Here is a 24,289-nt window from a genome sequence, read left to right as displayed (position 1 = left end):
GGCATGCCGATAGCATGGTCGCGCCGGGGCAGATGCGTGCCTCGGCCATGATCCGCGGGGATATCCCCGCACCCGAGAACTTCCAAGGAGAGCACCGCCGTGACCACCTCAGCCCGCACCACCCCTGCCGCCCTCGTCCGGGTGCCGGCCGGGACGACGGCGGGTGCCGCGGTGCGCGAGGCCGGACTGCCGACCAAGGGACCGGACACCATCGTCGTCGTGCGTGACGCCGAGGGCCTCAAGGACCTGTCCTGGACCCCGGACACCGACGTCGAGGTGGAGGCGGTCGCTGCCGACACCGAGGACGGCCGCAGTGTCATCCGGCATTCCGCCGCGCACGTGCTGGCCCAGGCGGTGCAGCAGGAGTTCCCGGAGGCCAAGCTCGGCATCGGCCCGCCGATCAAGGACGGCTTCTACTACGACTTCCAGGTCGACAAGCCGTTCACCCCGGAGGATCTGGCCAAGCTGGAATCCAGGATGAAGAAGATCGTCAAAGGCGCGCAACGCTTTTCGCGCCGGGTGGTCGAGGTCGAGGAAGCCCGCGTCGAACTGGCCAAGGAGCCGTTCAAGCTGGAGCTGATCGGCGACAAGTCCGGCATCGACGATCCCGAGGTGATGGAGGTCGGCGGCAAAGAGCTGACCATCTACGACAACCTCGATCCCCGCACCGGCGAACGCCTCTGGGGTGATCTGTGTCGCGGCCCGCACATCCCGACCACCAAGTTCATCCCCGCGTTCAAGCTGACCCGCAGCTCGGCCGCCTACTGGCGCGGCGATCAGAACCGCGAGGACCTGCAGCGCATCTACGGCACCGCCTGGGAATCCACGGAGGCCCTGGAAGAGCACCTGCACCTGCTCGCCGAGGCCGAGCGCCGCGACCACCGCAAGCTCGGGCTGGAACTGGACCTGTTCAGTTTCCCCGACGAGCTCGGCTCCGGCCTGCCGGTGTTCCACCCCAAGGGCGGCATCATCCGCAAGGAGATGGAGGAGTACTCGCGGCGCAGGCATATCGCTGCGGGCTACGAGTTCGTCAACACCCCGCACATCACCAAGGGCCACCTGTTCGAGGTCTCCGGCCACCTGGACTGGTACCGCGACGGCATGTTCCCCGCGATGCACCTGGACGCCGAGCTGAACGAGGACGGCACCGTCCGCAAGCCCGGCCAGGACTACTACGTCAAGCCGATGAACTGCCCGATGCACAACCTGATCTTCCGGGCCCGCGGCCGGTCGTACCGGGAACTGCCGTTGCGGCTCTTCGAGTTCGGCTCGGTGTACCGCTACGAGAAGTCCGGCGTGATCCACGGCCTGACCCGGGTGCGCGGCATGACCCAGGACGACGCGCACATCTACTGCACCAAAGAGCAGATGCACGCCGAGCTCACCAGCACCCTGCAGTTCGTGCTCGCCCTGCTCAAGGACTACGGCCTCGACGACTTCTACCTCGAGCTGTCCACCAAGGACCCGGTCAAGTTCGTCGGCACCGACGACATGTGGGAAGAAGCCACCGAGACCCTGTCGAAGGTGGCCTCGGCCTCCGGGCTCGAGCTGGTCCCGGATCCGGGCGGCGCCGCGTTCTACGGTCCGAAGATCTCCGTGCAGGCCAAGGACGCGCTCGGTCGCACCTGGCAGATGTCGACCATCCAGCTGGACTTCAACCTGCCGGAACGGTTCAACCTGGAATACACCGCCAACGACGGCACCAAGCAGCGGCCGGTGATGATTCACCGCGCACTGTTCGGCTCTATCGAACGGTTCTTCGGCGTGCTCACCGAGCACTACGCCGGCGCCTTCCCGGCCTGGCTGTCGCCGGTGCAGGCGGTCGGCATCCCGGTCGCGGAAACCTTTGCGCCGCACCTGGATCGGGTGATCGAGCGGCTGCAGGACGCGGGCGTGCGCGCGCAGGTGGACCGCAGCGACGACCGGATGCAGAAGAAGATCTTCAACAACACCGCGCAGAAGGTGCCCTTCATGCTGCTGGCCGGCGAGCGGGACGTGGCCGCCGACGCGGTGAGCTTCCGGTTCCGCGACGGTACTCAGGTGAACGGCGTGCCGGTCGCCGATGCGGTGGCCACCATTGTGGAATGGATCGCGAATCGGGAGAACGCTTCGCCGACCGCGGAGGGCTTCGAGATCAAGGGTGCGGAATGACTGAACGCGCGGCGCCGGACGGGCTTACCGAGCTGAACGACGCCGAACAGGGCAGCATCGTGGACCGCGGCGCGGGCGAACCCGATCGGCTGCAACGACTGTGGACGCCGTACCGGATGTCCTACATCGCCGAGGCCGCGTCGACCGATCCCGCCTCGACCGGGCATCCGTTCACCGACATCCCGAAGATGTCCGACGAGGACGGCTTGGTCATCGCCCGCGGCGAGCTGGTGTACGCGGTGCTCAACCTGTATCCGTACAACCCCGGCCACATGATGGTGGTGCCGTACCGCAAGGTGGCCAACCTCGAAGATCTCACGGTCGCCGAGGGCGCCGAGCTGATGGCGTTCACCCAGCAGGCCATCCGGGTGATGAAGCAGGTGTCGCGGCCGCACGGGTTCAATGTCGGCCTGAATCTCGGTGGCGTGGCGGGTGGTTCGCTGGCGGACCACCTGCACCAGCACATCGTCCCGCGCTGGGGCGGCGACGCGAACTTCATCACCGTGGTGGGCGGCGCGAAGGTGATGCCGCAGTTGCTACGCGAGACGAGGGCGCTGCTGTCGGCAGCGTGGAAGGAGGCGTAGATGAGCCATACTTGCGCAGCCTTGCTTATCGAAGCCGACCGGGTGCTGTGAAGTGCTGAGCTTCTTCGGCCGCGATACGTTTGCCAAAGCGACTGCGCCGCTGGGCAAAGCGCTGGTGAGCACCGGGCTCACGCCGGATGCGGTGACGGTCATCGGCACCACCGCGTCGATCGCCGCCGCGGTCACCCTGTTCCCGACCGGACACCTGTTCTGGGGGACCATGGTGATCTGGTTGTTCGTCATGTTCGACATGCTCGACGGTGCGATGGCCAGGGCGCGCGGCGGCGGCACGAAATACGGTGCGGTGCTCGACGCCACCTGCGACCGGATGGCCGACGGCGCCATCTTCGCCGGTCTGGCGTGGTGGGCCGTCTATCACGAGCATCACAAGCCGCTGTTCGCGGCGACCCTGGTGGTACTGGTTACCTCGCAGGTGATTTCGTACGCCAAGGCGCGCGCCGAGGCCAGCGGGCTTTCCGCCGACGGCGGGATCATCGAGCGGCCGGATCGTCTCATCATCGTGCTGGTCGGTGCCGGGTTGACCGGGATCGGCGGGTACTGGGGCATCGACTGGCTCGCCTATGCTGTGCACGTCGCGATGTGGATCCTCGCGGTGCTCAGCATCGTCACGGTGCTCCAGCGAGTGCTCGCGGTGCGCAGTTCGCCGGGCGCGCGTGATGTGCTCACGCCCGCGCAGCCGAAGAACCCGGCGCAGCCCGAAAACCCCACGGCGGGAACGTCGAACGCGACGGAGCTGCCAACGTGAGACCGCCACATCGTGGCGGTGTGGTGCAGGAAACGGGGCAATGGTCATGAGTATCGGGGAGCGGTTGAGCGACGTCGGATACGCGGCGGGCTGGCGGCTGGTGCGGGCACTGCCCGAGCCGACGGCGCGGCGACTGTTCGACGCGGGCGCCGATCGCGTCGCGCGCAAAGCGAATCGTGCGTTCCGGGCCGGTGGCGAGCCGAATCAGTTGCGGCGCAACCTCGCCCGGGTGATCGGCGGGCCGCCCTCGGACGTGCCGGACGAGTTGATCCGGGCGAGCGTTCGCTCCTACGCGCGGTATTGGCGCGAGGCGTTCCGGCTGCCGTCGATGGATCACGCGGCGATCGGTAGTGAGCTTGTGCTGCAAGGGGAGTCGCACCTGGAAGCAGCACTGGCCGCCGGGCGCGGGGCGGTCCTGGTACTGCCGCATTCGGGGAACTGGGACATGGCCGGTGTGTGGCTGGTGCAGAACCACGGCACCTTCGCGACCGTCGCCGAACGCCTGAAGCCGGAGTCGCTGTTCAAGCGTTTCGTCGCCTTCCGGGAGAGTCTCGGGTTCGAGGTGTTCCCGCTGACCGGCGGCGAACAGCCCCCGTTCATCCAGCTCGCGAATCGGTTGCGGGAGAACAAGGCGATCTGTCTGATGGGGGAGCGCGACCTGACCGGTCGCGGTGTGCCCGTGACCTTCTTCGGTGAGCGCACCTGGCTGCCCGCCGGAGCCGCCAAGCTGGCCATCGAGACCGGGGCGCCGCTGCTGCCGGTACATACCTGGTTCACCGACGACGGTGCGGAGGGCTGGGGCATGAAGGTCTATCCGCCGGTGGATGTTTCGAGCGGTGTCGCGGCGGCGACCCAAGCCCTGGCGGATCGCTTCGCGGCCAACATCGCCGAGCACCCCGCGGATTGGCACATGCTGCAACCGATGTGGGAAAGCGATCTGTCCGAGGCGCGGCGGGGTCGCATCGCGGCGGCGCAGGTCGAGCACGGTGGTCCGGCGGCGAGCGCGGAAGGCGCCCCATGAAGATCGGCATGGTCTGTCCTTACTCGTTCGATGTTCCCGGCGGTGTGCAGGCCCACGTGGTCGAGCTGGCCCGGGTGTTCATCGAACGCGGGCATCGGGTGAGTGTGCTCGCGCCCGCCTCGGAGGAAACGCAGCTGCCCGATTTCGTGGTGTCGGCCGGGCGCGCGGTCGCGATTCCGTACAACGGCTCGGTGGCGCGGCTGTCCTTCGGGCCCATGGCCTACACCAGGATTCGCCGTTGGATCGACGGCAACGATTTCGACCTGCTGCACATCCACGAGCCGAACGCGCCGAGTCTGTCGATGCTCGCGTTGAAGATCGCCGAGGGGCCGATCGTCGCCACCTTCCACACCTCGACCACGAAGTCGTTGATACTCAGCACCTTTCAGGGCGTGCTGCGGCCGTACCACGAGAAGATCAGTGGCCGGATCGCCGTCTCGGAGCTGGCTCGGCGCTGGCAAGTGGAGGCGCTCGGGTCCGACGCGGTGGAGATTCCCAACGGTGTCGACGTGCCCGCGTTCGCGGGGGCGCCGATGCTGCCCGGCTATCCGCGCGCGGGCAAGACCGTGCTGTTCCTCGGCCGCTACGACGAACCGCGCAAGGGGATGGACGTACTACTCGGTGCGCTGCCCGAGCTGGCGCGCAAGCACAAGGACCTGGAGATCCTCATCGTCGGGCGCGGCGACGAGGAGCGGTTGCGCCGCGAGGCGGGGCCGCTCGCCGGGCATCTGCGCTTCCTCGGTCAGGTGTCGGATGCGGAGAAGGCCTCGGCGATGCGCAGCGCGGACGTGTACGTCGCGCCCAACCTCGGCGGTGAGAGTTTCGGCATCATCCTGATCGAGGCGATGGCCGCCGGAACCGCCGTGGTGGCAAGCGAATTGGATGCCTTCCGCCGGGTACTGCGCGACGGGGCCGCGGGTGCGCTTGTGCCGGTGGGTGATTCGGCGGCGCTCGCGAAAGCCATCGACAAGGTGCTCACCGATGACAAGCGCCGGGCGGCGTTGGTAGAAACCGCGACCCAAGTGGTCGGCGAATACGACTGGCCGGTGGTGGCCGAACAGATCCTGCGGGTGTACGAGACGGTCACCGTCGGCGACACCAGGGTGCGGGCCGCCGGATGATCACCTTCTCCGCGACAACGGTTCTCGTCCTCGCGCTGATCGCGGCGGTCATCGTCGCGATCGGCATCTGGGCCTACTCGACCGCCAACCGGCTCGACCGGCTGCACGTGCGCTCCGACCAGTCCTGGCAGGCCCTGGATGCGGCGCTGGCCCGGCGGGCGGTGGTGGCCAGATCGGTCGCGATGGCGATCGCCGACCCGGTGGCCGATCCGGCGCTGGCCGATCAGGGCAAAGTTCTTGCGCTGCTGGCCGATCGGGCCGAGCGCGTCTCGCGGGCCGACCGGGAGACCGTGGAAAACCAGCTCTCCGGGGCACTTTCGACGATCGACATCGAGAAGTTGCGTCCGCAGATGGTGGCCGAGCTGGCCGACGCGGAGGCGCGGGTGCTCATCGCGCGCCGCTTCCACAACGACGCCGTGCGCGACACCCTCGCGCTGCGCACCCGGCGGTCGGTGCGCATCCTGCACCTCGGCGGTACCGCGCCGCTGCCCACGTACTTCGAGATCACCGAGCGGGCGACCCCGGCCGCGTCCACCGGGCTCACGGTGGACACGAGCCGCACCACCGCGCGCATCGTGCTGTTCGATGAGCAGGACCGCACTCTCCTGATGCGTGGCAACGACCCGAAGACCCCCGACGTCTCGTTCTGGTTCACCGTCGGCGGCGGTGTCGACCCGGGGGAGACGCTGCGTGACGCCGCCGTCCGCGAGCTCTACGAGGAGACCGGACACAAGGCCGATCCCGACAGCCTGCGCGGACCGATCTGGCGCCGAGTCGCGGTGTTCCCCTTCGACGGCGACCTGATCCGGTCCGAAGAACTCTTCTTCGTCCTGCGCGTGCGCGGCTACGAACCACAAGCGACCAATCTGACCACCATCGAACGCCGCTCGATCTCCGGCAACAAGTGGTGCACCGTCGAAGACATTGTTCAATTGGATCGTTCCGGCGAAACGGTTTATCCGTACAACTTGGACCAACTGCTGCCCGAAGCCGCCGCTGCCGCCTCCGGCGTAGCCCACCCCGAGGTCCGCTCGATCCGCTGAAATCGGCTGCGGCCACTTATTTTCGGTAAACACATGCCCCGAATATCGATGGATTGCCGAGGTATCGGTTCCTCGATAGCTTCGATCTATGGGAACCGTGGGGGTTGAACCGGAGCAGCTTCGCGCTACTGCGGATTGGTTGGATCAGTCGGCGCACGAGTTCGCCGACGAGGTGGACCAGCACCTACGCAAGGTGCTCGGGTTCATCGGGGGTGACTGGCAGGGGACCGCGGCGAAATCCCACCAAGATCCGTGGGATGAGTGGGTAGACGGCGCGCGTCGTATCATCGGTTCGTTCGTCACCGACGCCGGTCTGCTCCGCGACGCGGCGGGCACGTACTGGCGCGGCTGATCGACAAGACCGCCGAGCTGGAGCAGAAGATCGAGGACCGGGTCGTGGCGATCGAGAAGCGCATCGCCGACCCGCACATCCAGTGGGCGCCTGCCGCAACTGATTTCGGCTGTGGCCGAATGACATTCGTATTGTAGAAGCATCCGGGCAGTCGGCTGAAAACCGAAAGCGACGGCTTGACATGAGGTGTCGCCAAGCGGCCCGAAGGTGCGCTCAGCGGCTGTGATGTGTTTCATATCGTGCTACGGTCGCGACTGGTTCGATGCGGGCTGGGTAGTGCTTTTCGCAAGGCACTCGAATCGGTGCCGCAGCCCCGCTGCCGGCGGGGGAAATGCACGGTATGCGGAGGTACGTAGTACATGTCCTACCTGTTGTTCGATTTCCTGCTGCCGCTCATCGGCCCGGGCGCGGCCGAGTACTGGGCGCAGTTGCTGGTTGTCGGCCCGCTCTGAGTCGCCGCCGGATGTTAGCGGGGGCGGGTGAAACCGCCCCGCTGCCCGGTGAATCCGTTTCCGTGGCCCTGCCGACCGGTCCAGTGTGCCCGGCCGACGGACAGAGCACCTGGTAGGTGACAAGGCCAGTCATCTCCGACTGGCTATCAAGTGGCCTGGGTGGCACGCCTAGAATTGGGTCGATTCAATCCCTTGCGACCCGATTGGCGCAGATGACCCAGGAGTTTGCCGTGACGACGCCCGACACCACCCAGACCATCGGCACCGCCCGCGTTAAGCGCGGTATGGCCGAGATGCTCAAGGGCGGGGTGATCATGGATGTCGTCACCCCCGACCAGGCCAAGATCGCCGAAGACGCCGGTGCCGTCGCGGTGATGGCGCTGGAGCGGGTGCCCGCCGACATCCGCGCGCAGGGCGGCGTGTCCCGGATGAGCGACCCGGACATGATCGACGGCATCATCGCCGCCGTCTCCATCCCGGTCATGGCGAAGGCCCGCATCGGCCACTTCGTGGAGGCGCAGATCCTGCAGAGCCTCGGCGTCGACTACATCGACGAGTCCGAGGTGCTCACCCCCGCCGACTACGCCAACCACATCGAGAAGTGGAACTTCACGGTGCCGTTCGTGTGTGGCGCGACCAACCTGGGTGAGGCACTGCGCCGAATCACCGAGGGCGCGGCCATGATTCGCTCGAAGGGCGAGGCGGGCACCGGCGACGTGTCCAACGCCACCACGCACATGCGCAAGATCCGCGGCGAGATCCGCAAGCTGACCTCGCTGCCCGCGGACGAGCTGTTCGTCGCCGCCAAGGAGCTGCAGGCCCCCTACGAGCTGGTCCGCGAGGTCGCCGAGACCGGCAAGCTGCCCGTCGTGCTGTTCACCGCGGGCGGCATCGCCACCCCCGCCGACGCCGCCATGATGATGCAGCTCGGCGCCGAAGGCGTCTTCGTCGGCTCCGGCATCTTCAAGTCCGGCAACCCGGCCGAGCGGGCCGCCGCCATCGTCAAGGCGACCACCTTCCACGACGACCCCGACGTGCTCGCCAAGATCTCCCGTGGCCTCGGCGAGGCCATGGTCGGCATCAACGTCGAGGAACTCCCCGTCGACCACCGGCTGGCCGAACGCGGCTGGTGATCCCGCGCCCTTAGTGGGCAGTGTGAGCTTTCGCAGGCAGGGACTCGGCCGAGTCCCTGCCTGTTTTGCGTCGAGGTGTGCCCTCCCGCGAGTGGAGTTTCATGATCATGGGGAACTGGTGCTGGCATCGTGCGAGGCCACCTGCATCAGTTCCCCATGATCTTGAACGTGGTCGCTTTCGGTGCGCTGTGTGCGACCCGAGTGGCTGTTGGGCCCAATTTCGAGTGGGGATCCCGCGGGAGGGACTTCAATGTGGTGGGGCGGTGTTGCCGCAGGTAGCGTCGGCGGAATGGCGGGAATTGGTCGGTTGATCGACGGTGGACGGGTGTAGGGGTCGTGGAGTTGCGGCAGTTGCGGTACTTCGTTGTGCTGGCGGAGGAGTTGCATTTTCGGCGGGCGGCGGAGCGGTTGTTCATTTCGACGCCGACGCTCAGTCAGCAGATCAAGGTGTTGGAGCGGGAGATGGGTGGGGCGCTGCTCAGTCGGGATCCGCGGGTCGAGTTGACCGCGGCGGGGGAGGTGTTGTTCCGGACCGGCAAGGAGGTGTTGCGGTCGGTGGATGCGGCGGTGCGGGAGACGCGGCGCGCGTCCGCCGCGGGTGCGCCGGTGCTGCGATTCGGGTTGCTCAACGGCGTACCTCCTTGGCTCCCTTCACGAATCGAGCAGCTGCTGTTGCCCGGCACCCGCATGGTGCTCACCGGCGGCACCACCGCCGACCAGGTTCGGTTGCTCGATGACGACGAGGTCGACCTCGCGCTCGTCCGCGCACCGGTCACCCTGCCCGACCGCTTCGCTCAGCAACCGGTCGCACGCGACGAACTCGGCGTTCTGATGTCCTCGGCGCATCCACTGGCGGATTCCGCGGAGATCGACCCCGCCGACCTCACCGACCAGGAACTCATCCTGTTCGCCAGAGAATCGGCCGCCGGACTCCACGACGAGCTGCTGCGCGCATTACGCGACCGCGGCGCCCACGTGCGACTCAGCGACAGCGCCATGGGCCACGCCCAGATGCTCGCGGTACTTCCCTTACGCCCGGACGTAGTCGGCCTCAGCTCGTCGCGAGTCGCCGACCGCCCCGGTCTCATCTGGCGCCCACTCCGCGGCGGTCCCTTGGTCGTCACCTACGCCGCCATCTGGCGCATGCCCATCCGCAATCCGGCCGTGCGCGCGCTGGTCGACGTGCTGGTCGCCGATACAGACTGGCGGGCGACCGCCGATCGGGCTTGACTGCCAACATGTTCAGGATCGAGATATCGCGGAAATTCGCTGCACGGCAGGGTCTTCCGTCTCCGGTGCGGCGAGCTCGCGACGTCCCGACCCGGTCTCCTGGCGAGCCGTTCGCGGTCGAGTTGCGGGTCGGTTTCGCCTTCGCGGACGATCAGCTCGGCGATCGCGGATGGTTCATCGACACCGATGAGCTCGACGGCGTGGTCGACGCACTCGTTGTCGAGCTGACGGCCGATTCATGGACCGAGAAGTTCCCGTTCCGTCCGACCTCCGAGCTGGTCAGTCGGTGGGCGTATGAGCAGCTGGTGAATTCGATACCGCAGCTGTCCTATGTGGAGCTGACGAACCTGTCCCTCGGCGTCTCGACCAGATACAGCCGCATTTGACCGACTCTTCTCCGTACCACACCATCGTCTTACTGTTCTCACAATTGTGCTGGGTAGCTTGACGTTTCGATGCCTGTCGACCATTGCGTCGGTAGTGGGCGCCGCATCACTGTCGATGTACCAGCCGAACGCAAAGGACGAGCAGTTGAAGCTTCGTAAGACCGGACGCATGGCGATTGCCGGCTTGGCCGTCGTGGCCGCATTGGGCCTGACGGCCTGCGGTAGCGATGACAAGACGGATCCGCCGAAGCCGTCCAGCGCCACGACCAGCACGACTGCCAATGCGAATCAGCCCGCTCCGCCGACCGTCGAGGAGCTGAACGCTCTGCTGCAGAAGGCGTTGGATCCGGCGGTGCCCAGTGCGGAGAAGTTGGACCTCGTGCAGGGGATCGAGGCCGACCCGGACCTGCCCAATCGCCTCGCCGGGGCGTACAAGCAGGCGAACGCCCAGGTCACGATCACCGGAGTCACCGTTTTCGGCGAATCCGTAAGCGCCCAAGGCAAATTCGTCATCAACGGCACTGAAAACACCGTCGACGTGCCCTTCGTCCTCGACGGCGGCAAGTGGAAGGTCCAGAAGTCCTGGGCCTGCGGTGCCCTCACCAACCTCAACATTCAGTCCCCAGCCTGCACCAGCTGACCGCCGAACAGGCATTCGGCCTAGCGGTTCGCCGCGCATCTTTTGGTGGGGCGCGCACTGATTTGCTAACGATTTCGTGCGCGCCAGCCCAGTCGGTGCGCGGCGTTCGGCGCAGCTCCGTCGAGGCGCTACAGAGCGCGCTGACCTGTGCTGTTAGTGGTGCGCTAACGCGAATTCGTTAGCGCGACATGGACACTCGACCGCAGCGATGGTCGGGTGGAGGCATGACAGTTAGTGCGACAACAGCAGAGCGGGTCGTCATCGTCGGCGGCAGCTCAGGTATGGGATTGGCCTTGGCGGCCGCGCTGGTGACGGGAGGTGCGGAGGTCATCATCGCCAGCCGCTCGGCCGGGCGGCTCGCCGCCGCGGAACGCACCTTGCCCGATGGGCCGGGCAAGGTGCGTTCGCTCGTCGTCGACATCACCCGTGAGACCGATATCGAGCGACTGTTCACCGAGGTGGGTCCGGTCGATCATGTGGTGACCACCGCGGTCGATGTCGAGGGCGTGTATCAGCCCATCGCATCGTTCGATGTCGAGATGGCACGAAAGACCTTGGATGCCAAGCTGATCGGGCCCGCTCTACTCGCGAAGCACGCCCGGATAACCCCCGGCGGCTCCCTCACCTTCACCTCCGGCATCGCCGCCTACCGCCCCGCCCCCGGCTCCTCGATCGTCGCCGCGGCCAACGGCGCCCTCGCGTCCCTCGCCTACGCCTTGGCCGTCGAACTCGGCCCCACCCGCGTCAACGTCGTCTCCCCGGGCTGGATCGACACCCCGATCTGGGACACCATCGCGGGCGACGCCAAAACCGAACGCCACCAACAACTTGCCGCCCGTCTCCCCGTCGGCCGCATCGGCCGGCCCGCCGAAATCGCCCAGGCCATGCTCGCCGTAATGCACAACCCCTTCATCACCGGCACCGTCCTACACGCCGACGGCGGCCACCGCCTGGTCTAGTCCCGCGAGTGGCACATGGTGGAGGCAAACGTCGAGAGCAGCCCTCCATGGTGTGCCACTCACGGAGGGGTGGGGGAGAAGTGGGTGGAGAGGCGGCGGGATAGGGCGATCAGCTCGGCGATGGTGATACGCGGGGATTCCGGCCAGGAGTCGACGTCGGTCCATGGAATCGTCGGCGGAGTGCCGAAGGGGCGGGCGAAGACTCGCTGGTGGAAGTGCGCGACCGTGCGTCCGGTGATCGAGGAGAACACGAATTCCGGTGCCAGCTCACGCTGTAATGCCCGCGCGGCTCGAGCGACCGCCCGCCCGACGGCCGATGCTTCGGCATCGGTGAGGGAGGACAGGTTCGGCGTGTGCCGCCGTGTCTCGACGAGTAGAAACCCTGGCACCGCAGCAGCTTTGGTGAGGGAGCGATGCGTCACCACGATCAACTCGTCCTCGAAGATCACCGGCCGTACCACAGGTCCGACACCTCGATGCTTAGCGCAGACGCCGCAGTCGCTCCCCATCTCATTGACCCTAGCGACGGACAACGAGGCATGGCGGCGGTAAATCGCTCTGTCATGTCCCTCTGATCGCGAAGACATCTGGTTACGTGGATATGCGCATCTAACGATTGGAAGCCTCGAATGGGTATCGAGCACTGCTTCAGGAACAGACAGCAAGGACAGGGCTAGTCGGTGAGGCGGAGGGCTGGGCGGTCGGGGTGATCCCAGCGTGCGAAGAATGTTGGGGTGGTGGGGGATTCATTGGCGAGTAGGGCGGGGATGGTCCAGTGATCTTCGGTCGGGGTTCTGCGACGCAGGGCTGGTTCCGACATGTCGAGGCGGACGGACAGGTCGAACTGGAGGGACCGGTCGAGCAGCATGGGGCCCGCGATGAGTAGGACGGTGTCGGCGGGGGCGGGTCGGATCGCGGCGCGGGCCGAGCGATCGGTGGCCTCGTCCCACAGGGCGGGGAGCCAGCGGCCTTCGGTGCGCAGGGCGTCGACGACTTCGCGTCGAAGCGCGTCGTAGTCGAACCAGGCGGTACGGTAGGAGATGTCGTCGCGGCCGAATTCCACGCGGAGGGAGGCCGGGCGGACGTAATCGTGCAGCGAGACCACGTCGGCAGGTCGGCCGGTGTCGCGCAATGCGGCGGCGACTCGGCGCGCGAGGTCGACGGGTCGGGCGGCATCGGCGCCATCGATCGCGATCACCCGACGGCCGGACAGAACACGGACGCGCTCGACGAGACGCTCGATGAGGGCGTCCTGGGTGATCGCAACGAACTGTGGCACCGGACCATCAGAGCAAACCGGGCGACCGCCCCTCGTCAGCGGCATGCGAGAACGTGCGTACGGACCGGAACCCCGTTGCCGGCCGATCACCGGACGGCCGAGGACGGGCCGGGCGGCGTGGCGCGTTAATCTCAGCCCATGGCGACAATCGAAGAGGCGCTGGAGATAGAGCGGCTCGAGCGCGACATCTTCCGTGGCGCGTCCACGAAGACTCAGCTTCCGCGCACGTTCGGCGGACAGGTTGCCGGCCAGGCGCTGGTTTCGGCGGTGCGTACGGTCGAAGAGCGGTATCAGGTGCATTCGCTGCACGGATACTTCCTGCGGCCGGGCAACCCGGATCAGCCGACGGTGTATCTCGTCGAGCGGATAAGGGACGGACGTTCGTTCTGCACCCGCCGGGTCACCGGTGTGCAGGACGGCCAGGCAATCTTCACGATGTCGGCCTCGTTCCACATCGGCGACGAGGGTCCGGAGCATCAGGATGAGATGCCCCCGGTGCAGGCGCCGGACGAACTCCCGGACGCCAGCACCTCGATGAGCCCGGAACGGCTGTGGGCGATGCGCGAGTGGGAGCACTGGGACATCCGGACGGTGCCGCAGGATCAGGTGACCCGCCGCGACGGCGTGGTCTCCCAGCAGCAGGTGTGGTTCCGCTACCGGCACCCGCTCCCCGACGACCCGCTGTTCCACGTCTGCACCCTGGCCTACATGAGCGACATGACGCTGCTCGGCTCGTCGAAGGTGACCCACCCCGGCGAGCAGACCCAGAACGCCTCCCTCGACCACACCATGTGGTTCCTGCGGCCGTTCCGCGCCGACGACTGGCTCCTCTACGACCAGGCATCCCCGTCCGCGGGCTTCGGCCGCGCCCTCACCGGCGGCAAGATCTTCAACCGCGAAGGCCAACTCGTCGCAGCGGTAGTCCAAGAAGGACTCATCCGCAACCTCCGCGACTGACGGTCACCCCGACGGCCGCCGCGCACATCGTGGTGCGTGGCGCACGAGTTCGTCAGCGAATTGGTGCGCGGGAAGGGGATTCGTGCGCGGGGCGGGAACGTTTGTCGACCGCAGTGGTGTGAGTGTGGCCGACTCACACCACCGCGGCCGCCTGAATTCGATCAGGCTTTATCCCACCTGGACGCGCAGGTGGCAGACCACTGTGTCGGTCATCCGGCGCAGGACGCGTTCGAGTTCGTCGCTGCGGTGGCTGGGCAGGACGCGGTTCCAGCCGACCGGCGGGTCGACCTCGGCGATGACGACGACCTTGCGGCGGCCCTCGAAGTTCTCCCGCACGTAACGCGCCACCGGGCCGCCGACGGTCGCGTCGCTGTCCTCGAGCAGCACCAGACGCACGTCAGGGTGCCAGGCTTCCCAGGCCTTGGTGAACGCCTTGACCGACTCGCCGGGCAGGCAAACATGCACCGCGACAACGTCTTTGCCGATCGACAGTGCCGCGGACAAAGCCTCGCAACTCAAGTCGGAAACCTCGGACACCGGCACCACGATGACCGCGTCACGCGCCTGCGGCGGCGGCGGTATCTCGTCGGACCGGCGGAACGCGCCGATCTTGCCGTAGGTGTCGCGAATTCGTTCCATGCCGACCACCAGCGCGGGCAGGATCAGCACGATCAACCAGGCGCCTTCGGTGAATTTCATTGCGGTAGTGACGATTGCGGCGACGAAGGTGAGCAGCGCACCGAATCCGTTGAGCGCCATCCGCCACCGCCAGCCCCCGGTCCTGGCCAGCAGCCAGTGCCGCACCATGCCGACCTGCGCGATGGTGAATCCGACGAACACCCCGATCGCGAACAGCGGGACCAGCGCGTTCATATTGCCGTTCGCGCCGATCAACAGTGCGCCGGCCGCGACGGCGAGGGTCAGCACACCGTATCGATAGACCTGCCGCGGCGAGCTGACCGCGAACCGGTGCGGCAGGCAGTTGTCGTCGGCGAGGATCTTGGTGAGCGTCGGCAGCCCGCCGTACGAGGTGTTGGCGGCCAGCGCCAGCAGCATCACTGTCGCGAATTGCACTACGTAGTAACCGATTCCGTGCCCCAGCGCCGCCTCGGTCAACTGCGAGAGCACCGTGGTGCCATCGATCGGGTGCACCTCGAACTTCTCGATCAGCAGCGCGAGCCCGATCAGCATGACGCCGAGCAGCGCACCCAGCGCGACCTCCGCCCGTTGCGCGCGAACCACTTTCGGCGCCTGGAAGCTCGGCACCGCGTTCGCGATCGCCTCCACACCGGTCAATGCGGCACACCCACTGGAGAAGGCCTTGAGCAGCAACAGAACTCCGACCGTGTGCATGTCGAGCACGGTCGCGGCGCCTTCGCTGACGCTCGCAGGCTCGGAACGCAGCAGCCCCGCGATGATCACCGTGAAGATGCCGACCACGAAGACCACGGTCGGCACCATGAACGCGCGGGCGCTCTCGGTGATGCCCAGCAGATTGAGTGCCGTGATGCCGATCAGGATCGCCACGCAGATCCACAGCGTGTACGGCAGCAACGCGGGAAACGCGGAGGTGAGTGCGGCGACACCGGCGGCGATCGACACCGCCACGTTCAACACGTAGTCGATGATCAGCGAGGCCGCCGCGGTCAGGCTCGTGCGATGCCCCAGATGCGCCTTGGCCACCGCGTACGCCCCACCACCGTTCGGGAACGCCGCGATCACCTGCCGGTAGGAGGCGACCAGCACGGCGAGCAGTGCCGCGATCGCCAGCGTCACCGGCAGCGTAAGGCCGAGTCCCGCGCCGCCCGCGCTGGCCAGCACCAGCACGATGGCTTCCGGACCGTAGGAGACCGACGCCATCGCATCGAGGGAAAGGCCGGCCAAACCGGTCGGGACGGTGAGTCCACGGCGGGGCCTGGCAGTATTCGCATCTCCGCCGGGTGCGGGCACCTTGCGCGACAACACAGCTATCACCTCGATAGTGTCGGCCCGCCGCGGCCGGATTACTCCGGCGTTGACGGAACCCTGACGCGGGCCGTGAGCAGGCCCACACCTGTACGCCTCGTAAACTTTCCGACGTGAACGCTTCCCCGGTCGCCGCACCCGCCGCCGACCTCGCCCCGACCGGCCCCACCATCGGCGTGCTGGCCCTGCAGGGCGACGTGCGGGAACACGTCGCGGCCCTCGCCCACTGCGGCGCCCAACCGGTCCTGGTGCGCCGCGAGTCCGAGCTGGCCGAGGTGGACGCGCTGATCCTGCCCGGCGGCGAATCGACCGCCATCAGCAAGCTGCTCGAGGTCTTCGAACTGCTCGAGCCGCTGCGCGCGCGACTGCGAGATGGCATGCCCGCCTTCGGTTCCTGCGCCGGGATGATCCTGCTCGCGAGCGAGGTGCTCGATACTCGGCCCGACGCACAGCACCTGTCCGGCATCGATATGACGGTGCGCCGCAACGCTTTCGGCCGTCAGGTCGACTCCTTCGAGGTCGACCTGGAATTCACCGGCCTCGACGACGGCCCGATGCGCGCAGTGTTCATCCGGGCGCCCTGGGTGGAGCGCGTCGGCGACGGTGTGGAGGTGCTCGCGACGGTGCCCGACGGACCGTTCGCCGGGCGCATTGTGGCAGTGCGGCAAGGGAACGTGCTCGCGACGTCGTTCCACCCGGAGGTCACCGGCGATCTGCGGGTGCACCGGATGTTCGTGGACCTGGTCCGGGACGCGTAGTTCACGCGCCGTTCCGGCCGCGATGACCGGCCGAGTAGGCTGGAGAAGTTGTCCGTCCGGCCGGGCCGGTACGGTACACAACACCAAACGTGCCATCGACCTGAAGGAAGTAGGGAATGAGCGGCCACTCCAAATGGGCCACCACCAAGCACAAGAAGGCGGGGATCGACGCGAAGCGCGGCAAGCTCTTCGCCAAGTTGATCAAGAACATCGAGGTGGCGGCCCGCACGGGTGGCAGTGACCCCGCAGGCAACCCGACGCTCTACGACGCCATCCAGAAGGCGAAGAAGTCGTCGGTGCCCAACGACAACATCGAACGTGCCCGCAAGCGCGGCGGCGGTGAAGAAGCCGGCGGCGCCGACTGGCAGACCATCATGTACGAGGGTTACGGCCCCAATGGTGTCGCGGTGCTGATCGAGTGCTTGACCGACAACCGCAACCGCGCCGCGGGCGAGGTGCGTGTCGCGATGACCCGCAACGGCGGCAACATGGCCGACCCGGGTTCGGTGTCCTACCTGTTCCACCGCAAGGGCGTCGTGACGCTGGAGAAGAACGGCCTGTCCGAGGACGACGTCCTGATGGCCGTGCTCGACGCGGGTGCCGAGGAGGTCAACGACCTCGGTGACTCCTTCGAGATCATCAGCGACCCGAGCGACCTGATCCCGGTGCGCAAGGCGCTGCAGGCCGCCGACATGGACTACGACTCCGCCGAATCCGGCTTCCAGCCGTCGGTCTCGGTCGAGGTCGATGCCGACGGTGCCCGCAAGGTGATCAAGTTGGTCGACGCACTCGAAGACAGCGACGACGTGCAGAACGTCTACACCAACGTCGACATCTCCGACGAGATCCTGGCCCAGCTGGACGACTAGTCCGGCAGGCTTTCGTAGTACTGCTTCATCGAGGGGTAGTAGTCCTCGAAATCGGGGTGGTCCGCACCAGTGCGGGCCGCCCCGAGTGCGTCCAGGTAGTACTCCCAGCCCGGGCCGACCTCGGCGATGGGTGCCTCGGGCTCCAGGTGGTGGGTGAAGACGAGTTCGGTGACGCCGTCGGTCTCGGTCAGCACCGCCTCCAGATGCCACGATCCGTAGCTGTCGTTGGTGGTGATCTCGAGCCGCCGCGGTGGTTCGCACGCGTCGATGTGCGCGTTGCACCACGGCTTGCCCTCTTCGTGCACCATCTGCACCTTGATGTTTCCGCCGGTGCCGGCCTCGCCCTCCCACGGCCCGAACCAGCGTGCGGTGCGGTCGGATTCGGTGACGCTGGCCCACACATCCTCGATCGGCGCGCGATAGGTCCTGGTCAGGATCAGGTCGCGGTTGCCGTCGGTGCGGTCGAGGCGGCCGATGGGTCGGAGGGTCATGCCGTGTTCTCCTTGGGGTTCCGGTCCGCCGATGTGGCGCGGTGTTCGCGACGCGTCCGGTAGACCTCGGTTTCGAGCGCGTCGAGCCGGTGCTCCCGACTGCGCCTCGCTGACGCTCGGCTCCGTCGTGCCCACGGGCGCTGTGTTGATGGGTCGCTCGCTCCCGGCGCTGTGGTGGTGTCGAAGCGGGCGATCCAGTCGGCGAGTTCGGTGAGCGGCGCCGGATCGAGCACGTAGTACCGCTGCCTGCCGATGAGTTCGTCACGGACCAGGCCGCTTTCGCGCAGCACCCGCAGGTGCCTGCTGATCGCGGGCCTGCTGATGTCGAACTGTCCCGCGATCTCGCCAGCGGTGAGCCGGGTCCCGCGCAGCAACGTCAGGATCTGCCGCCGTATCGGATCGGCGATCGCGCCCGCTACGTCATCCACCCGGAAAGCGTAACCAGCCGGTTACGCATCTGTCCATAGTTGCCCGGTGTTTCCCGGCCGAGCCATGGGAAGGCGGCCGGTCGATGATCCGACCGGCCGCACTGGACGGTTATGCGCGCGTCACTCCGGGACCTCGGTCCGGCTGGACCATTCGTAAACACGCAACCGCCCCTCCGGGGTGTCCTTCTCCTTGAGGGTCACCTTGAAGTGCTCGTAACCACCCTTGAACGGGACTTTCAACTCGATCCCCGGCGGGGTGATGGGAACGATTCGCGCGGGCATGTCTTTCGGCCCGCCCTCGAGGACAGCCTTCACAACAGTGCTCATCATCGGATGGTAGAAGCGTGACCGTCTCGATTTCGCGGATTCACCGAAGCGCCGCGCGGAAAAGTTTCGGTGTCAGGGCACAGTGACAACTAGTTTGCCGACGGTACGGCCGGTGTCGCCCAACGCATGCGCCTTCGCGGCGTCGGTCAGCGGGAAGGTTCCCGCGATCGTCGGACGCAACTTGCCGGAGTCGATGAGCCCGGCCAACGCGACCATGCCCGCGTGGTCGTCCTCCACCAGCATGCGCAGCGCGCGCACGCCCAGCTTGTTCGCCTCGGCCGCGAGATCGACCTCGCCGATCGGGCGGAGCGTGACCAGCAGACCACCCGGACGCAGCGTGCGCAGTGAGCGGATGCTGTTCTCGTCAGTGATCGAATCCAGCACCACGTCCACGTCCCGGACCGCCTCGGCGACATCGGTTGTGCGGTAGTCGATCACCTCGTCCGCGCCGATACTGCGCAGGAAATCGTGGTTGGGCGCGCTGGCCGTGCCGATGACGTACGCGCCGCGGGCCTTCGCGATCTGGACGGCGAAATGGCCGACTCCGCCTGCCGCCGCGTGGATCAGCACTCGCTGTCCGGCGTGCAGGTCGGCGGTATCGACCAGCGCCTGCCAGGCGGTGAGCGCCGCCAGCGGGATCGCAGCGGCCTGCACGTGATCCAGGTTCGCGGGTTTGCCGGCGAAGGCGCGGGCCGGGCCGACGACGTATTCGGCTAGTGCGCCATGGCCGTACGGGTAGGGCAGCATGCCGAAGACCTCGTCACCCGGTTGGAACAGGGTCACGCCGACGCCCGTCTCGGCGACCTCGCCGGACACGTCCCAGCCGAGGACGAACGGCGGCGTGCCGAGGAAGCCGCCGTTGGCCCGGTGCTTCCAGTCGGTCGGGTTGAGTCCGGCGGCACGCACCCGGACCAGGATCTCGCCTGGACCCGGGACCGGGCGGGGGAGTTGGACTTCGGTGAGGACCTCGGGGCCGCCGAGGATGTCCTGGCTGATCGCACGCATGTTTTCGCTCATTGCATCGAGTTTGCCGCCCGGGAAAGCGTCAGGAAATGGCACGATTGCCATTCTTCGATATGATCGTGCCATGAAGGCTCATCGCGTGGTGGTGCTGGCGTTGGACGGGGTCTACCCGTTCGAGCTCGGCATCCCGAATCGGGTGTTCGGCAGTGCGGGCGGACGCTACGAGATCCGCACCTGTTCGCTCGACGGCGAGCCGGTGCGCACCATCGCGGACTACTCGATCGCCGTCGCGCACGACAGCAGCATCATCGACACCGCCGATACCGTGATCCTGCCCGCCTGCGACATCTCGATGACCCTCGGCGGCGCCCTGCCCCAGCCGGTGCGCGACGCGCTCGCCCGGATCCGGCCCGATGCCCGGCTCGTCGCGATCTGCACCGGATCGTTCGTCGCGGCGGCCGCCGGTCTGCTCGATGGTCGCCCCGCGACGACTCATTGGCGCGAGGCCGACCTCTTCCGGCGCACGTTCCCGCGGGTTCGGCTCGATCCCGATGTGCTCTATGTAGACGACGATGACGTGCTCACCTCCGCGGGTGCGGCGGCGGGCATCGATGTGTGCCTGCACATCGTGCGCCGCGATCACGGCAGTGCGGTCGCCAACGCGGTCGCTCGGCGCTGTGTGATGCCGCCGTGGCGCGATGGTGGCCAAGCTCAGTACATCGAGCAGCCCGTCCCGCCTGCTACCTCGGCGGGCACGGCCGTCGCGCGGCAGTGGGCCCTCGAGAACCTCCACTTGCCGCTCACCGTCGACGAACTCGCACTTCAAGCCCGCATGAGCAAACGCACCTTCGCCCGCCGCTTCAGCGAGGAAGTCGGAATGAGCCCGGGCCGCTGGCTGATTCAGCAACGCCTGTTCCGTGCCCGCCACCTCCTCGAATCGACCGACATGACGGTCGACCGAATCGCAGGCGAAGTCGGCTTCGCCACGGGAACCTCGCTGCGCCAGCACCTGCACGAGGCGATCGGGGTATCGCCCCAGGCCTACCGCCGCACCTTCACCCGAACCCTCTCGCCCGCCTGAGCAGCCGATCATGAGGGGGTGTTGGGGATGGGGAGACCTAGGCGGGCGGATATCCAGGGGAGGGATGAGGTGAAGGCGGCGGCGGCGAATTGCCAGGTGTGGCCGCCCTGGGTGGTGTGGATGGTGCAGTCGATGCCGACTTCGTGGCCCTGGTTGCACAGCTTTTCTGCGGCGCCGACTTCGCCGGTGTCTTGGACGCCGTCGTGGCCGCCCATCCCGGCAGTGTCGTCGTCCGCCATCGCGGGGCGGTGTCCGCGTGGCGCGGCGTTGCCGGTGGGGTTGCGGTGCTGGGGTGGGGTGAGGTCGTCGAAAAGGCCTGCGGTGCCGGTGTATTGGCCGTGTTTCGCCATGACGGTGAGTGGGTCGAAGGCGGCCCACTGGTCGGCGTTGCCGCCGAAGAGGCGGGCGATGGTTTGGTCCTTGGTGCCGGAGACGGGGCCGATATCGCCCGCTATGTCGACGAAGGTGCGGATGAGTTCGGGGTGCATGACGGCCAGGTCGACGGCGCAGGTGCCGCCCATAGACCAGCCGACCACCGCCCATTGCGCGGGGTCGGCGGAGGCGGCGAAGCGGGATTCGAGGTAGCTCGGCACATCTCGGGTCAGGTGGTCGGCGGCGTCGCCGCGCGGGCCGTTCACGCATTCGGTGTCGTTGTTGAAACTGCCGCTGGAGTCGACGAAGACGAGGATCGGCGCGTGGCCACCGTTGGCCGCCGTGAACTGGTCGACGGCGGGCATGATCTGTCCGCTGCGGATCCAGTCGGCGGGCGTGTTGAATTCGCCGCCGATCATCATCACCACGGGCAGCGTGGGCGGAGTGGGCCCGGCGAACCAGGCGGGCGGCAGGTACACGTACTCGGTGCGATGCGGAAAGCTGCTGCCGGAGTCGGGGATTTGGACCGGCACGACCTTGCCCGCCGACACGTCGGTGTTGCGCAATCCGGCCAGCGCGTCGAGATCGGTCTGATGCGGCAGCGGGCCGGCGGTGAGCGCACCCCACGCCGATTGCACGGTGGGGTAGTAGCCGACCCACTGGTTCAGTACTAGCCCGGTACTGAGCAGCGCCAACGGAATGGCAAGCACCGCAACGCCACGTCGCCACCAACCCGCACCCCGCCAGCCGAGCACCGCGATGGCCAGCGCGCCCGCGGTTCCGCCGACACAGGCCCACAGCAGCAGAGGCGCGGGATCCGACGCCAACCCCTGATTCGACACATACCAGCGCGCGACCAGTGCACCGAGAACACCGATCAGCACGCACACCGGCACCTGAATCACCCACCACCGCCGCGTTCTTCGCGCGACCGCGACCAGTAGAAACACCACCGCGACGAGCTCCACGGTCAACGGCAGCCACCCGTGCAACAGGGAGATCCCGTGATGAAAGGTGTTCTGGTAGTTCGGATTCAGATTCGCCGACGGCAGCTGCGGGGCCGGTGGTGTCACCGGGGTCGCGGGCGCGGCGAACGGCACTCCAGGGGCAGACACCTACGGCATTGTCGACACCGTTCCTCGAGACACCCTGTGAATCTGCTCCAGCCAACCTGGGTGCTGTGCGCGGCCGAACTTGTCGGTGGGCGCTGGCATAGTCGGGGCCGTGCCGTTCAGTACTCGCTTAGAAGTCCGTGTGTCCGATCTGGATCCGCAGCTGCATGTCACCGGCGCTGCGTATCACCAGTACGCCGACCACTCGCGGTTCGCGTGCGTGCAGGCGGCGGGGATCTCCGTCGACGAGTTGATCGCCGACGGATTCGGGCCGGTCAATCTCGAGACGACGATCAAGTTCCATCGTGAGCTACGGGGCGGTGACACGGTCGACGTGTCCTGCGCGTGGTTGTGGGGGACCGGCAAGACGTACCGCGTCGAACAGATCCTGACCCGCGCGGACGGTGAGGTGGCCGCCACGGTGATCAATGTCAGCGGATTGCTCGACCTCAAAGCGCGTCGTCTCGTCACCGATCCGGCGCGTGAGTGGGCAGCTCGCGCTAGTAAACCGGAGCTACTAGGTTTCCCGGGTACCTCATAAGCGCTCGGCGCACCGACCATCGTGGGTGTGGCGCAGCGCTCGGTATGAGGGTCGCGCACCTCGTGTCGCTGGACCGGGAAAGCCCCACCCTCCGCTAAACTCTCGAACAGTTGTTCGTGTCTGCGAGAGGGGTTTTCGTGCGGGTGATGGGCGTCGACCCCGGGCTCACCCGGTGCGGCCTCAGCATCGTCGAGGGCGGGATCGGCCGCAAGGTCACCGCGATCGCGGTCGATGTGGTCCGTACGCCGCCCGACATGGATCTCGCGCACCGGCTACTCCAGGTCGCCGATGCCGCCGAGTTGTGGCTGGACACGCATAAACCCGGGGCCGTCGCGATCGAACGCGTCTTCGCCCAGCACAATGTGCGTACCGCGATGGGCACCGCGCAGGCGGGCGGCGTGATCGCACTCGTGGCCGCGCGCCGCGGCATACCGGTCGTGTTCCACACGCCCAGCGAGGTGAAGGCCGCGGTCACCGGCAACGGCACCGCGGACAAGGCACAGGTCACGGCCATGGTCACCCGGATACTCGGATTGCAGGTCGCGCCGAAACCGGCCGACGCGGCGGATGCGCTCGCGCTGGCCATCTGCCATTGTTGGCGGGCGCCGCTGATGGACCGAATGGCCAAGGCCGAAGCCCAAGCGGCCGCGGCGCAACGCAAGTACGCGGAACGGCTTGCCGAACAACGGAAGGCGGTACAGAGGTGATCGCGTCGGTACGCGGTGAGGTGCTGGAAATCGCCCTCGACCACACGGTGATCGAGGCGGCGGGCATCGGCTACCGGCTCAACGTCACCCCGGCCACGTTGTCCACGCTGACCCGCGGCGAGGAAACCCGGCTGTACACGGCGATGATCGTCCGCGAGGACTCGATGACGCTGTTCGGCTTCGCCGACACCGAGGCGCGCGACCTGTTCGGTCTGCTGCAAACGGTGTCCGGCGTCGGCCCCCGTCTCGCCATGGCGGTACTCGCGGTGCTCGAACCCGAGGCGCTGCGCAAGGCGCTCGCCGAAAGCAACGTCGCCGCACTCACCCGGGTCCCCGGCATCGGCAAGCGCGGCGCCGAACGCATGGTGGTCGAGCTGCGCGACAAGGTGAATCTCGTTCCGGTGCAAGCAGGTCCGCCCGGTGCCGCCACCCCGGTCATCACCCCGGTGCGCGACCAGGTGGTCGAGGCGCTCACCGGACTCGGCTTCCCGGCCAAACAGGCCGAACAGGCCATCGACTCCGTCCTCGCCGAACAGCCCGCCGCCGACACATCCATCGGGCTGCGCGCCGCGCTCAACCTGCTCGGCAAGAATCGGTAATA

27 protein-coding genes are annotated in these 24,289 nt (G+C 67.2%); 19 read left to right on the top strand and 8 right to left on the bottom strand.

Features of this window, described 5'->3' with window-relative positions:
* Positions 1-99 precede the first annotated feature (99 nt).
* The 12 genes from thrS (at position 100) to ACQPW1_RS34050 (ending at position 11,838) form a co-directional block, all read left to right on the top strand.
* Entirely contained in the window at positions 100-2,151 is a 2,052-nt protein-coding gene (gene thrS, locus ACQPW1_RS34105) for a threonine--tRNA ligase (protein WP_433656180.1), read from the top strand.
* Positions 2,148-2,735, top strand: coding sequence for an HIT family protein (locus tag ACQPW1_RS34100; protein ID WP_433656178.1), 588 nt, complete (start codon positions 2,148-2,150; stop codon positions 2,733-2,735). The genes thrS and ACQPW1_RS34100 overlap by 4 nt, the downstream gene beginning before the upstream one ends.
* Before the next feature lie 52 nt (positions 2,736-2,787).
* Positions 2,788-3,501, top strand: coding sequence for a phosphatidylinositol phosphate synthase (pgsA, locus tag ACQPW1_RS34095; RefSeq protein ID WP_433656176.1), 714 nt, complete (start codon positions 2,788-2,790; stop codon positions 3,499-3,501).
* Positions 3,502-3,547: 46 nt separating this feature from the next.
* Complete coding sequence (locus tag ACQPW1_RS34090; RefSeq protein ID WP_433656175.1) at positions 3,548-4,522, top strand: phosphatidylinositol mannoside acyltransferase; 975 nt, start codon at positions 3,548-3,550, stop codon at positions 4,520-4,522.
* Positions 4,519-5,643 carry a glycosyltransferase family 4 protein gene (locus tag ACQPW1_RS34085; RefSeq protein WP_433656174.1) on the top strand — a complete coding sequence of 375 codons (1,125 nt, stop codon included), beginning with the start codon at positions 4,519-4,521 and terminating at the stop codon, positions 5,641-5,643. The genes ACQPW1_RS34090 and ACQPW1_RS34085 overlap by 4 nt, the downstream gene beginning before the upstream one ends.
* Positions 5,643-6,686, top strand: coding sequence for an NUDIX hydrolase (locus ACQPW1_RS34080; protein ID WP_433665408.1), 1,044 nt, complete (start codon positions 5,643-5,645; stop codon positions 6,684-6,686). Before ACQPW1_RS34085 ends, ACQPW1_RS34080 begins: the two co-directional genes overlap by 1 nt.
* 88 nt (positions 6,687-6,774) lie before the next feature.
* A complete protein-coding gene (locus tag ACQPW1_RS34075) occupies positions 6,775-7,038 on the top strand; it encodes a WXG100 family type VII secretion target (protein WP_433656172.1) in 264 nt (87 codons plus the stop codon).
* 682 nt (positions 7,039-7,720) lie between these two features.
* A complete protein-coding gene (pdxS, locus tag ACQPW1_RS34070; RefSeq protein WP_433656170.1) occupies positions 7,721-8,623 on the top strand; it encodes a pyridoxal 5'-phosphate synthase lyase subunit PdxS in 903 nt (300 codons plus the stop codon).
* A gap of 336 nt (positions 8,624-8,959) precedes the next feature.
* On the top strand, positions 8,960-9,853 hold the full coding sequence (locus tag ACQPW1_RS34065) for a LysR family transcriptional regulator (protein WP_433656169.1): 894 nt from the start codon (positions 8,960-8,962) through the stop codon (positions 9,851-9,853).
* A 65-nt stretch (positions 9,854-9,918) separates the two neighbouring features.
* Positions 9,919-10,239, top strand: coding sequence for a 6-carboxytetrahydropterin synthase (locus tag ACQPW1_RS34060; protein ID WP_433656167.1), 321 nt, complete (start codon positions 9,919-9,921; stop codon positions 10,237-10,239).
* A gap of 145 nt (positions 10,240-10,384) precedes the next feature.
* Complete coding sequence (locus ACQPW1_RS34055; RefSeq protein WP_433656165.1) at positions 10,385-10,879, top strand: hypothetical protein; 495 nt, start codon at positions 10,385-10,387, stop codon at positions 10,877-10,879.
* A 224-nt stretch (positions 10,880-11,103) separates the two neighbouring features.
* The gene (locus ACQPW1_RS34050) at positions 11,104-11,838 is read left to right on the top strand and encodes an SDR family oxidoreductase (protein ID WP_433656163.1); all 735 of its coding nucleotides are present in this window, start codon (positions 11,104-11,106) and stop codon (positions 11,836-11,838) included.
* 59 nt (positions 11,839-11,897) lie between these two features.
* Here ACQPW1_RS34050 and ACQPW1_RS34045 read toward each other — a convergent pair whose 3' ends face one another.
* Together ACQPW1_RS34045 and ACQPW1_RS34040 are read right to left on the bottom strand one after the other, a co-directional pair.
* Positions 11,898-12,299, bottom strand: a complete 402-nt coding sequence (locus ACQPW1_RS34045; RefSeq protein ID WP_433656161.1) for an HIT family protein — start codon at positions 12,297-12,299, stop codon at positions 11,898-11,900.
* 212 nt (positions 12,300-12,511) lie between these two features.
* Positions 12,512-13,117: a hypothetical protein gene (locus ACQPW1_RS34040; protein WP_433656159.1), complete on the bottom strand. Its 606-nt coding sequence runs from the start codon at positions 13,115-13,117 to the stop codon at positions 12,512-12,514.
* A 138-nt stretch (positions 13,118-13,255) separates the two neighbouring features.
* Here ACQPW1_RS34040 and ACQPW1_RS34035 point away from each other — a divergent pair, with 138 nt between their 5' ends.
* The gene (locus tag ACQPW1_RS34035) at positions 13,256-14,074 is read left to right on the top strand and encodes an acyl-CoA thioesterase (protein WP_433656157.1); all 819 of its coding nucleotides are present in this window, start codon (positions 13,256-13,258) and stop codon (positions 14,072-14,074) included.
* A gap of 168 nt (positions 14,075-14,242) precedes the next feature.
* Here ACQPW1_RS34035 and ACQPW1_RS34030 read toward each other — a convergent pair whose 3' ends face one another.
* Entirely contained in the window at positions 14,243-16,039 is a 1,797-nt protein-coding gene (locus ACQPW1_RS34030) for an APC family permease (protein WP_433656155.1), read from the bottom strand.
* A 113-nt stretch (positions 16,040-16,152) separates the two neighbouring features.
* On the opposite strand from ACQPW1_RS34030, the gene pdxT reads away from it, so the two are divergent.
* Positions 16,153-16,797 (top strand): pyridoxal 5'-phosphate synthase glutaminase subunit PdxT, encoded by a 645-nt coding sequence (gene pdxT / locus ACQPW1_RS34025; RefSeq protein WP_433656153.1) that lies wholly within the window; start codon positions 16,153-16,155, stop codon positions 16,795-16,797.
* A gap of 116 nt (positions 16,798-16,913) precedes the next feature.
* On the top strand, positions 16,914-17,666 hold the full coding sequence (locus tag ACQPW1_RS34020; protein WP_433656151.1) for a YebC/PmpR family DNA-binding transcriptional regulator: 753 nt from the start codon (positions 16,914-16,916) through the stop codon (positions 17,664-17,666).
* On the opposite strand, the gene ACQPW1_RS34015 is transcribed toward ACQPW1_RS34020, so the two are convergent.
* From ACQPW1_RS34015 to ACQPW1_RS34000, 4 genes are all read right to left on the bottom strand, one after another.
* Positions 17,663-18,157: an SRPBCC family protein gene (locus tag ACQPW1_RS34015; protein WP_433656149.1), complete on the bottom strand. Its 495-nt coding sequence runs from the start codon at positions 18,155-18,157 to the stop codon at positions 17,663-17,665. The genes ACQPW1_RS34020 and ACQPW1_RS34015 overlap by 4 nt on opposite strands.
* Positions 18,154-18,585: a metalloregulator ArsR/SmtB family transcription factor gene (locus tag ACQPW1_RS34010; RefSeq protein ID WP_433656148.1), complete on the bottom strand. Its 432-nt coding sequence runs from the start codon at positions 18,583-18,585 to the stop codon at positions 18,154-18,156. Before ACQPW1_RS34010 ends, ACQPW1_RS34015 begins: the two co-directional genes overlap by 4 nt.
* Positions 18,586-18,705: 120 nt before the next feature.
* Positions 18,706-18,912 carry a DUF5988 family protein gene (locus ACQPW1_RS34005; RefSeq protein ID WP_433656146.1) on the bottom strand — a complete coding sequence of 69 codons (207 nt, stop codon included), beginning with the start codon at positions 18,910-18,912 and terminating at the stop codon, positions 18,706-18,708.
* A gap of 72 nt (positions 18,913-18,984) precedes the next feature.
* Positions 18,985-19,929, bottom strand: coding sequence for an NADP-dependent oxidoreductase (locus tag ACQPW1_RS34000; protein ID WP_433656144.1), 945 nt, complete (start codon positions 19,927-19,929; stop codon positions 18,985-18,987).
* 70 nt (positions 19,930-19,999) lie between these two features.
* Here ACQPW1_RS34000 and ACQPW1_RS33995 point away from each other — a divergent pair, with 70 nt between their 5' ends.
* Positions 20,000-20,956 carry a GlxA family transcriptional regulator gene (locus tag ACQPW1_RS33995; protein WP_433656142.1) on the top strand — a complete coding sequence of 319 codons (957 nt, stop codon included), beginning with the start codon at positions 20,000-20,002 and terminating at the stop codon, positions 20,954-20,956.
* Positions 20,957-20,964: 8 nt separating this feature from the next.
* On the opposite strand, the gene ACQPW1_RS33990 is transcribed toward ACQPW1_RS33995, so the two are convergent.
* Complete coding sequence (locus ACQPW1_RS33990) at positions 20,965-22,443, bottom strand: alpha/beta hydrolase (protein WP_433656140.1); 1,479 nt, start codon at positions 22,441-22,443, stop codon at positions 20,965-20,967.
* A gap of 139 nt (positions 22,444-22,582) precedes the next feature.
* On the opposite strand from ACQPW1_RS33990, the gene ACQPW1_RS33985 reads away from it, so the two are divergent.
* From ACQPW1_RS33985 to ruvA, 3 genes are all read left to right on the top strand, one after another.
* On the top strand, positions 22,583-22,981 hold the full coding sequence (locus tag ACQPW1_RS33985) for an acyl-CoA thioesterase (RefSeq protein ID WP_433656138.1): 399 nt from the start codon (positions 22,583-22,585) through the stop codon (positions 22,979-22,981).
* 137 nt (positions 22,982-23,118) lie between these two features.
* The gene (gene ruvC, locus ACQPW1_RS33980) at positions 23,119-23,688 is read left to right on the top strand and encodes a crossover junction endodeoxyribonuclease RuvC (protein WP_433665407.1); all 570 of its coding nucleotides are present in this window, start codon (positions 23,119-23,121) and stop codon (positions 23,686-23,688) included.
* The gene (gene ruvA, locus ACQPW1_RS33975) at positions 23,685-24,287 is read left to right on the top strand and encodes a Holliday junction branch migration protein RuvA (protein WP_433656136.1); all 603 of its coding nucleotides are present in this window, start codon (positions 23,685-23,687) and stop codon (positions 24,285-24,287) included. Before ruvC ends, ruvA begins: the two co-directional genes overlap by 4 nt.
* Positions 24,288-24,289 lie beyond the last annotated feature (2 nt).

It is taken from the genome of Nocardia sp. CA-128927 (assembly GCF_050955855.1).
Classification (GTDB): Bacteria; Actinomycetota; Actinomycetes; order Mycobacteriales; family Mycobacteriaceae; genus Nocardia.
This window is presented reverse-complemented; position numbering and strand designations above follow the sequence as displayed.

Bases quoted from the DNA above. Each gene is read 5' to 3' on its own strand.
- ACQPW1_RS34100 (WP_433656178.1), top strand. From the start codon at position 2,148: ATGACTGAACGCGCGGCGCCGGACGGGCTTACCGAGCTGAACGACGCC.
- ACQPW1_RS34090 (WP_433656175.1), top strand. From the start codon at position 3,548: ATGAGTATCGGGGAGCGGTTGAGCGACGTCGGATACGCGGCGGGCTGG.
- ACQPW1_RS34085 (WP_433656174.1), top strand. From the start codon at position 4,519: ATGAAGATCGGCATGGTCTGTCCTTACTCGTTCGATGTTCCCGGCGGT.
- ACQPW1_RS34075 (WP_433656172.1), top strand. From the start codon at position 6,775: ATGGGAACCGTGGGGGTTGAACCGGAGCAGCTTCGCGCTACTGCGGAT.
- ACQPW1_RS34050 (WP_433656163.1), top strand. From the start codon at position 11,104: ATGACAGTTAGTGCGACAACAGCAGAGCGGGTCGTCATCGTCGGCGGC.
- ACQPW1_RS34035 (WP_433656157.1), top strand. From the start codon at position 13,256: ATGGCGACAATCGAAGAGGCGCTGGAGATAGAGCGGCTCGAGCGCGAC.
- ACQPW1_RS34020 (WP_433656151.1), top strand. From the start codon at position 16,914: ATGAGCGGCCACTCCAAATGGGCCACCACCAAGCACAAGAAGGCGGGG.
- ACQPW1_RS34015 (WP_433656149.1), bottom strand. From the start codon at position 18,157: ATGACCCTCCGACCCATCGGCCGCCTCGACCGCACCGACGGCAACCGC.
- ACQPW1_RS34005 (WP_433656146.1), bottom strand. From the start codon at position 18,912: ATGAGCACTGTTGTGAAGGCTGTCCTCGAGGGCGGGCCGAAAGACATG.
- ACQPW1_RS34000 (WP_433656144.1), bottom strand. From the start codon at position 19,929: ATGAGCGAAAACATGCGTGCGATCAGCCAGGACATCCTCGGCGGCCCC.
- ACQPW1_RS33995 (WP_433656142.1), top strand. From the start codon at position 20,000: ATGAAGGCTCATCGCGTGGTGGTGCTGGCGTTGGACGGGGTCTACCCG.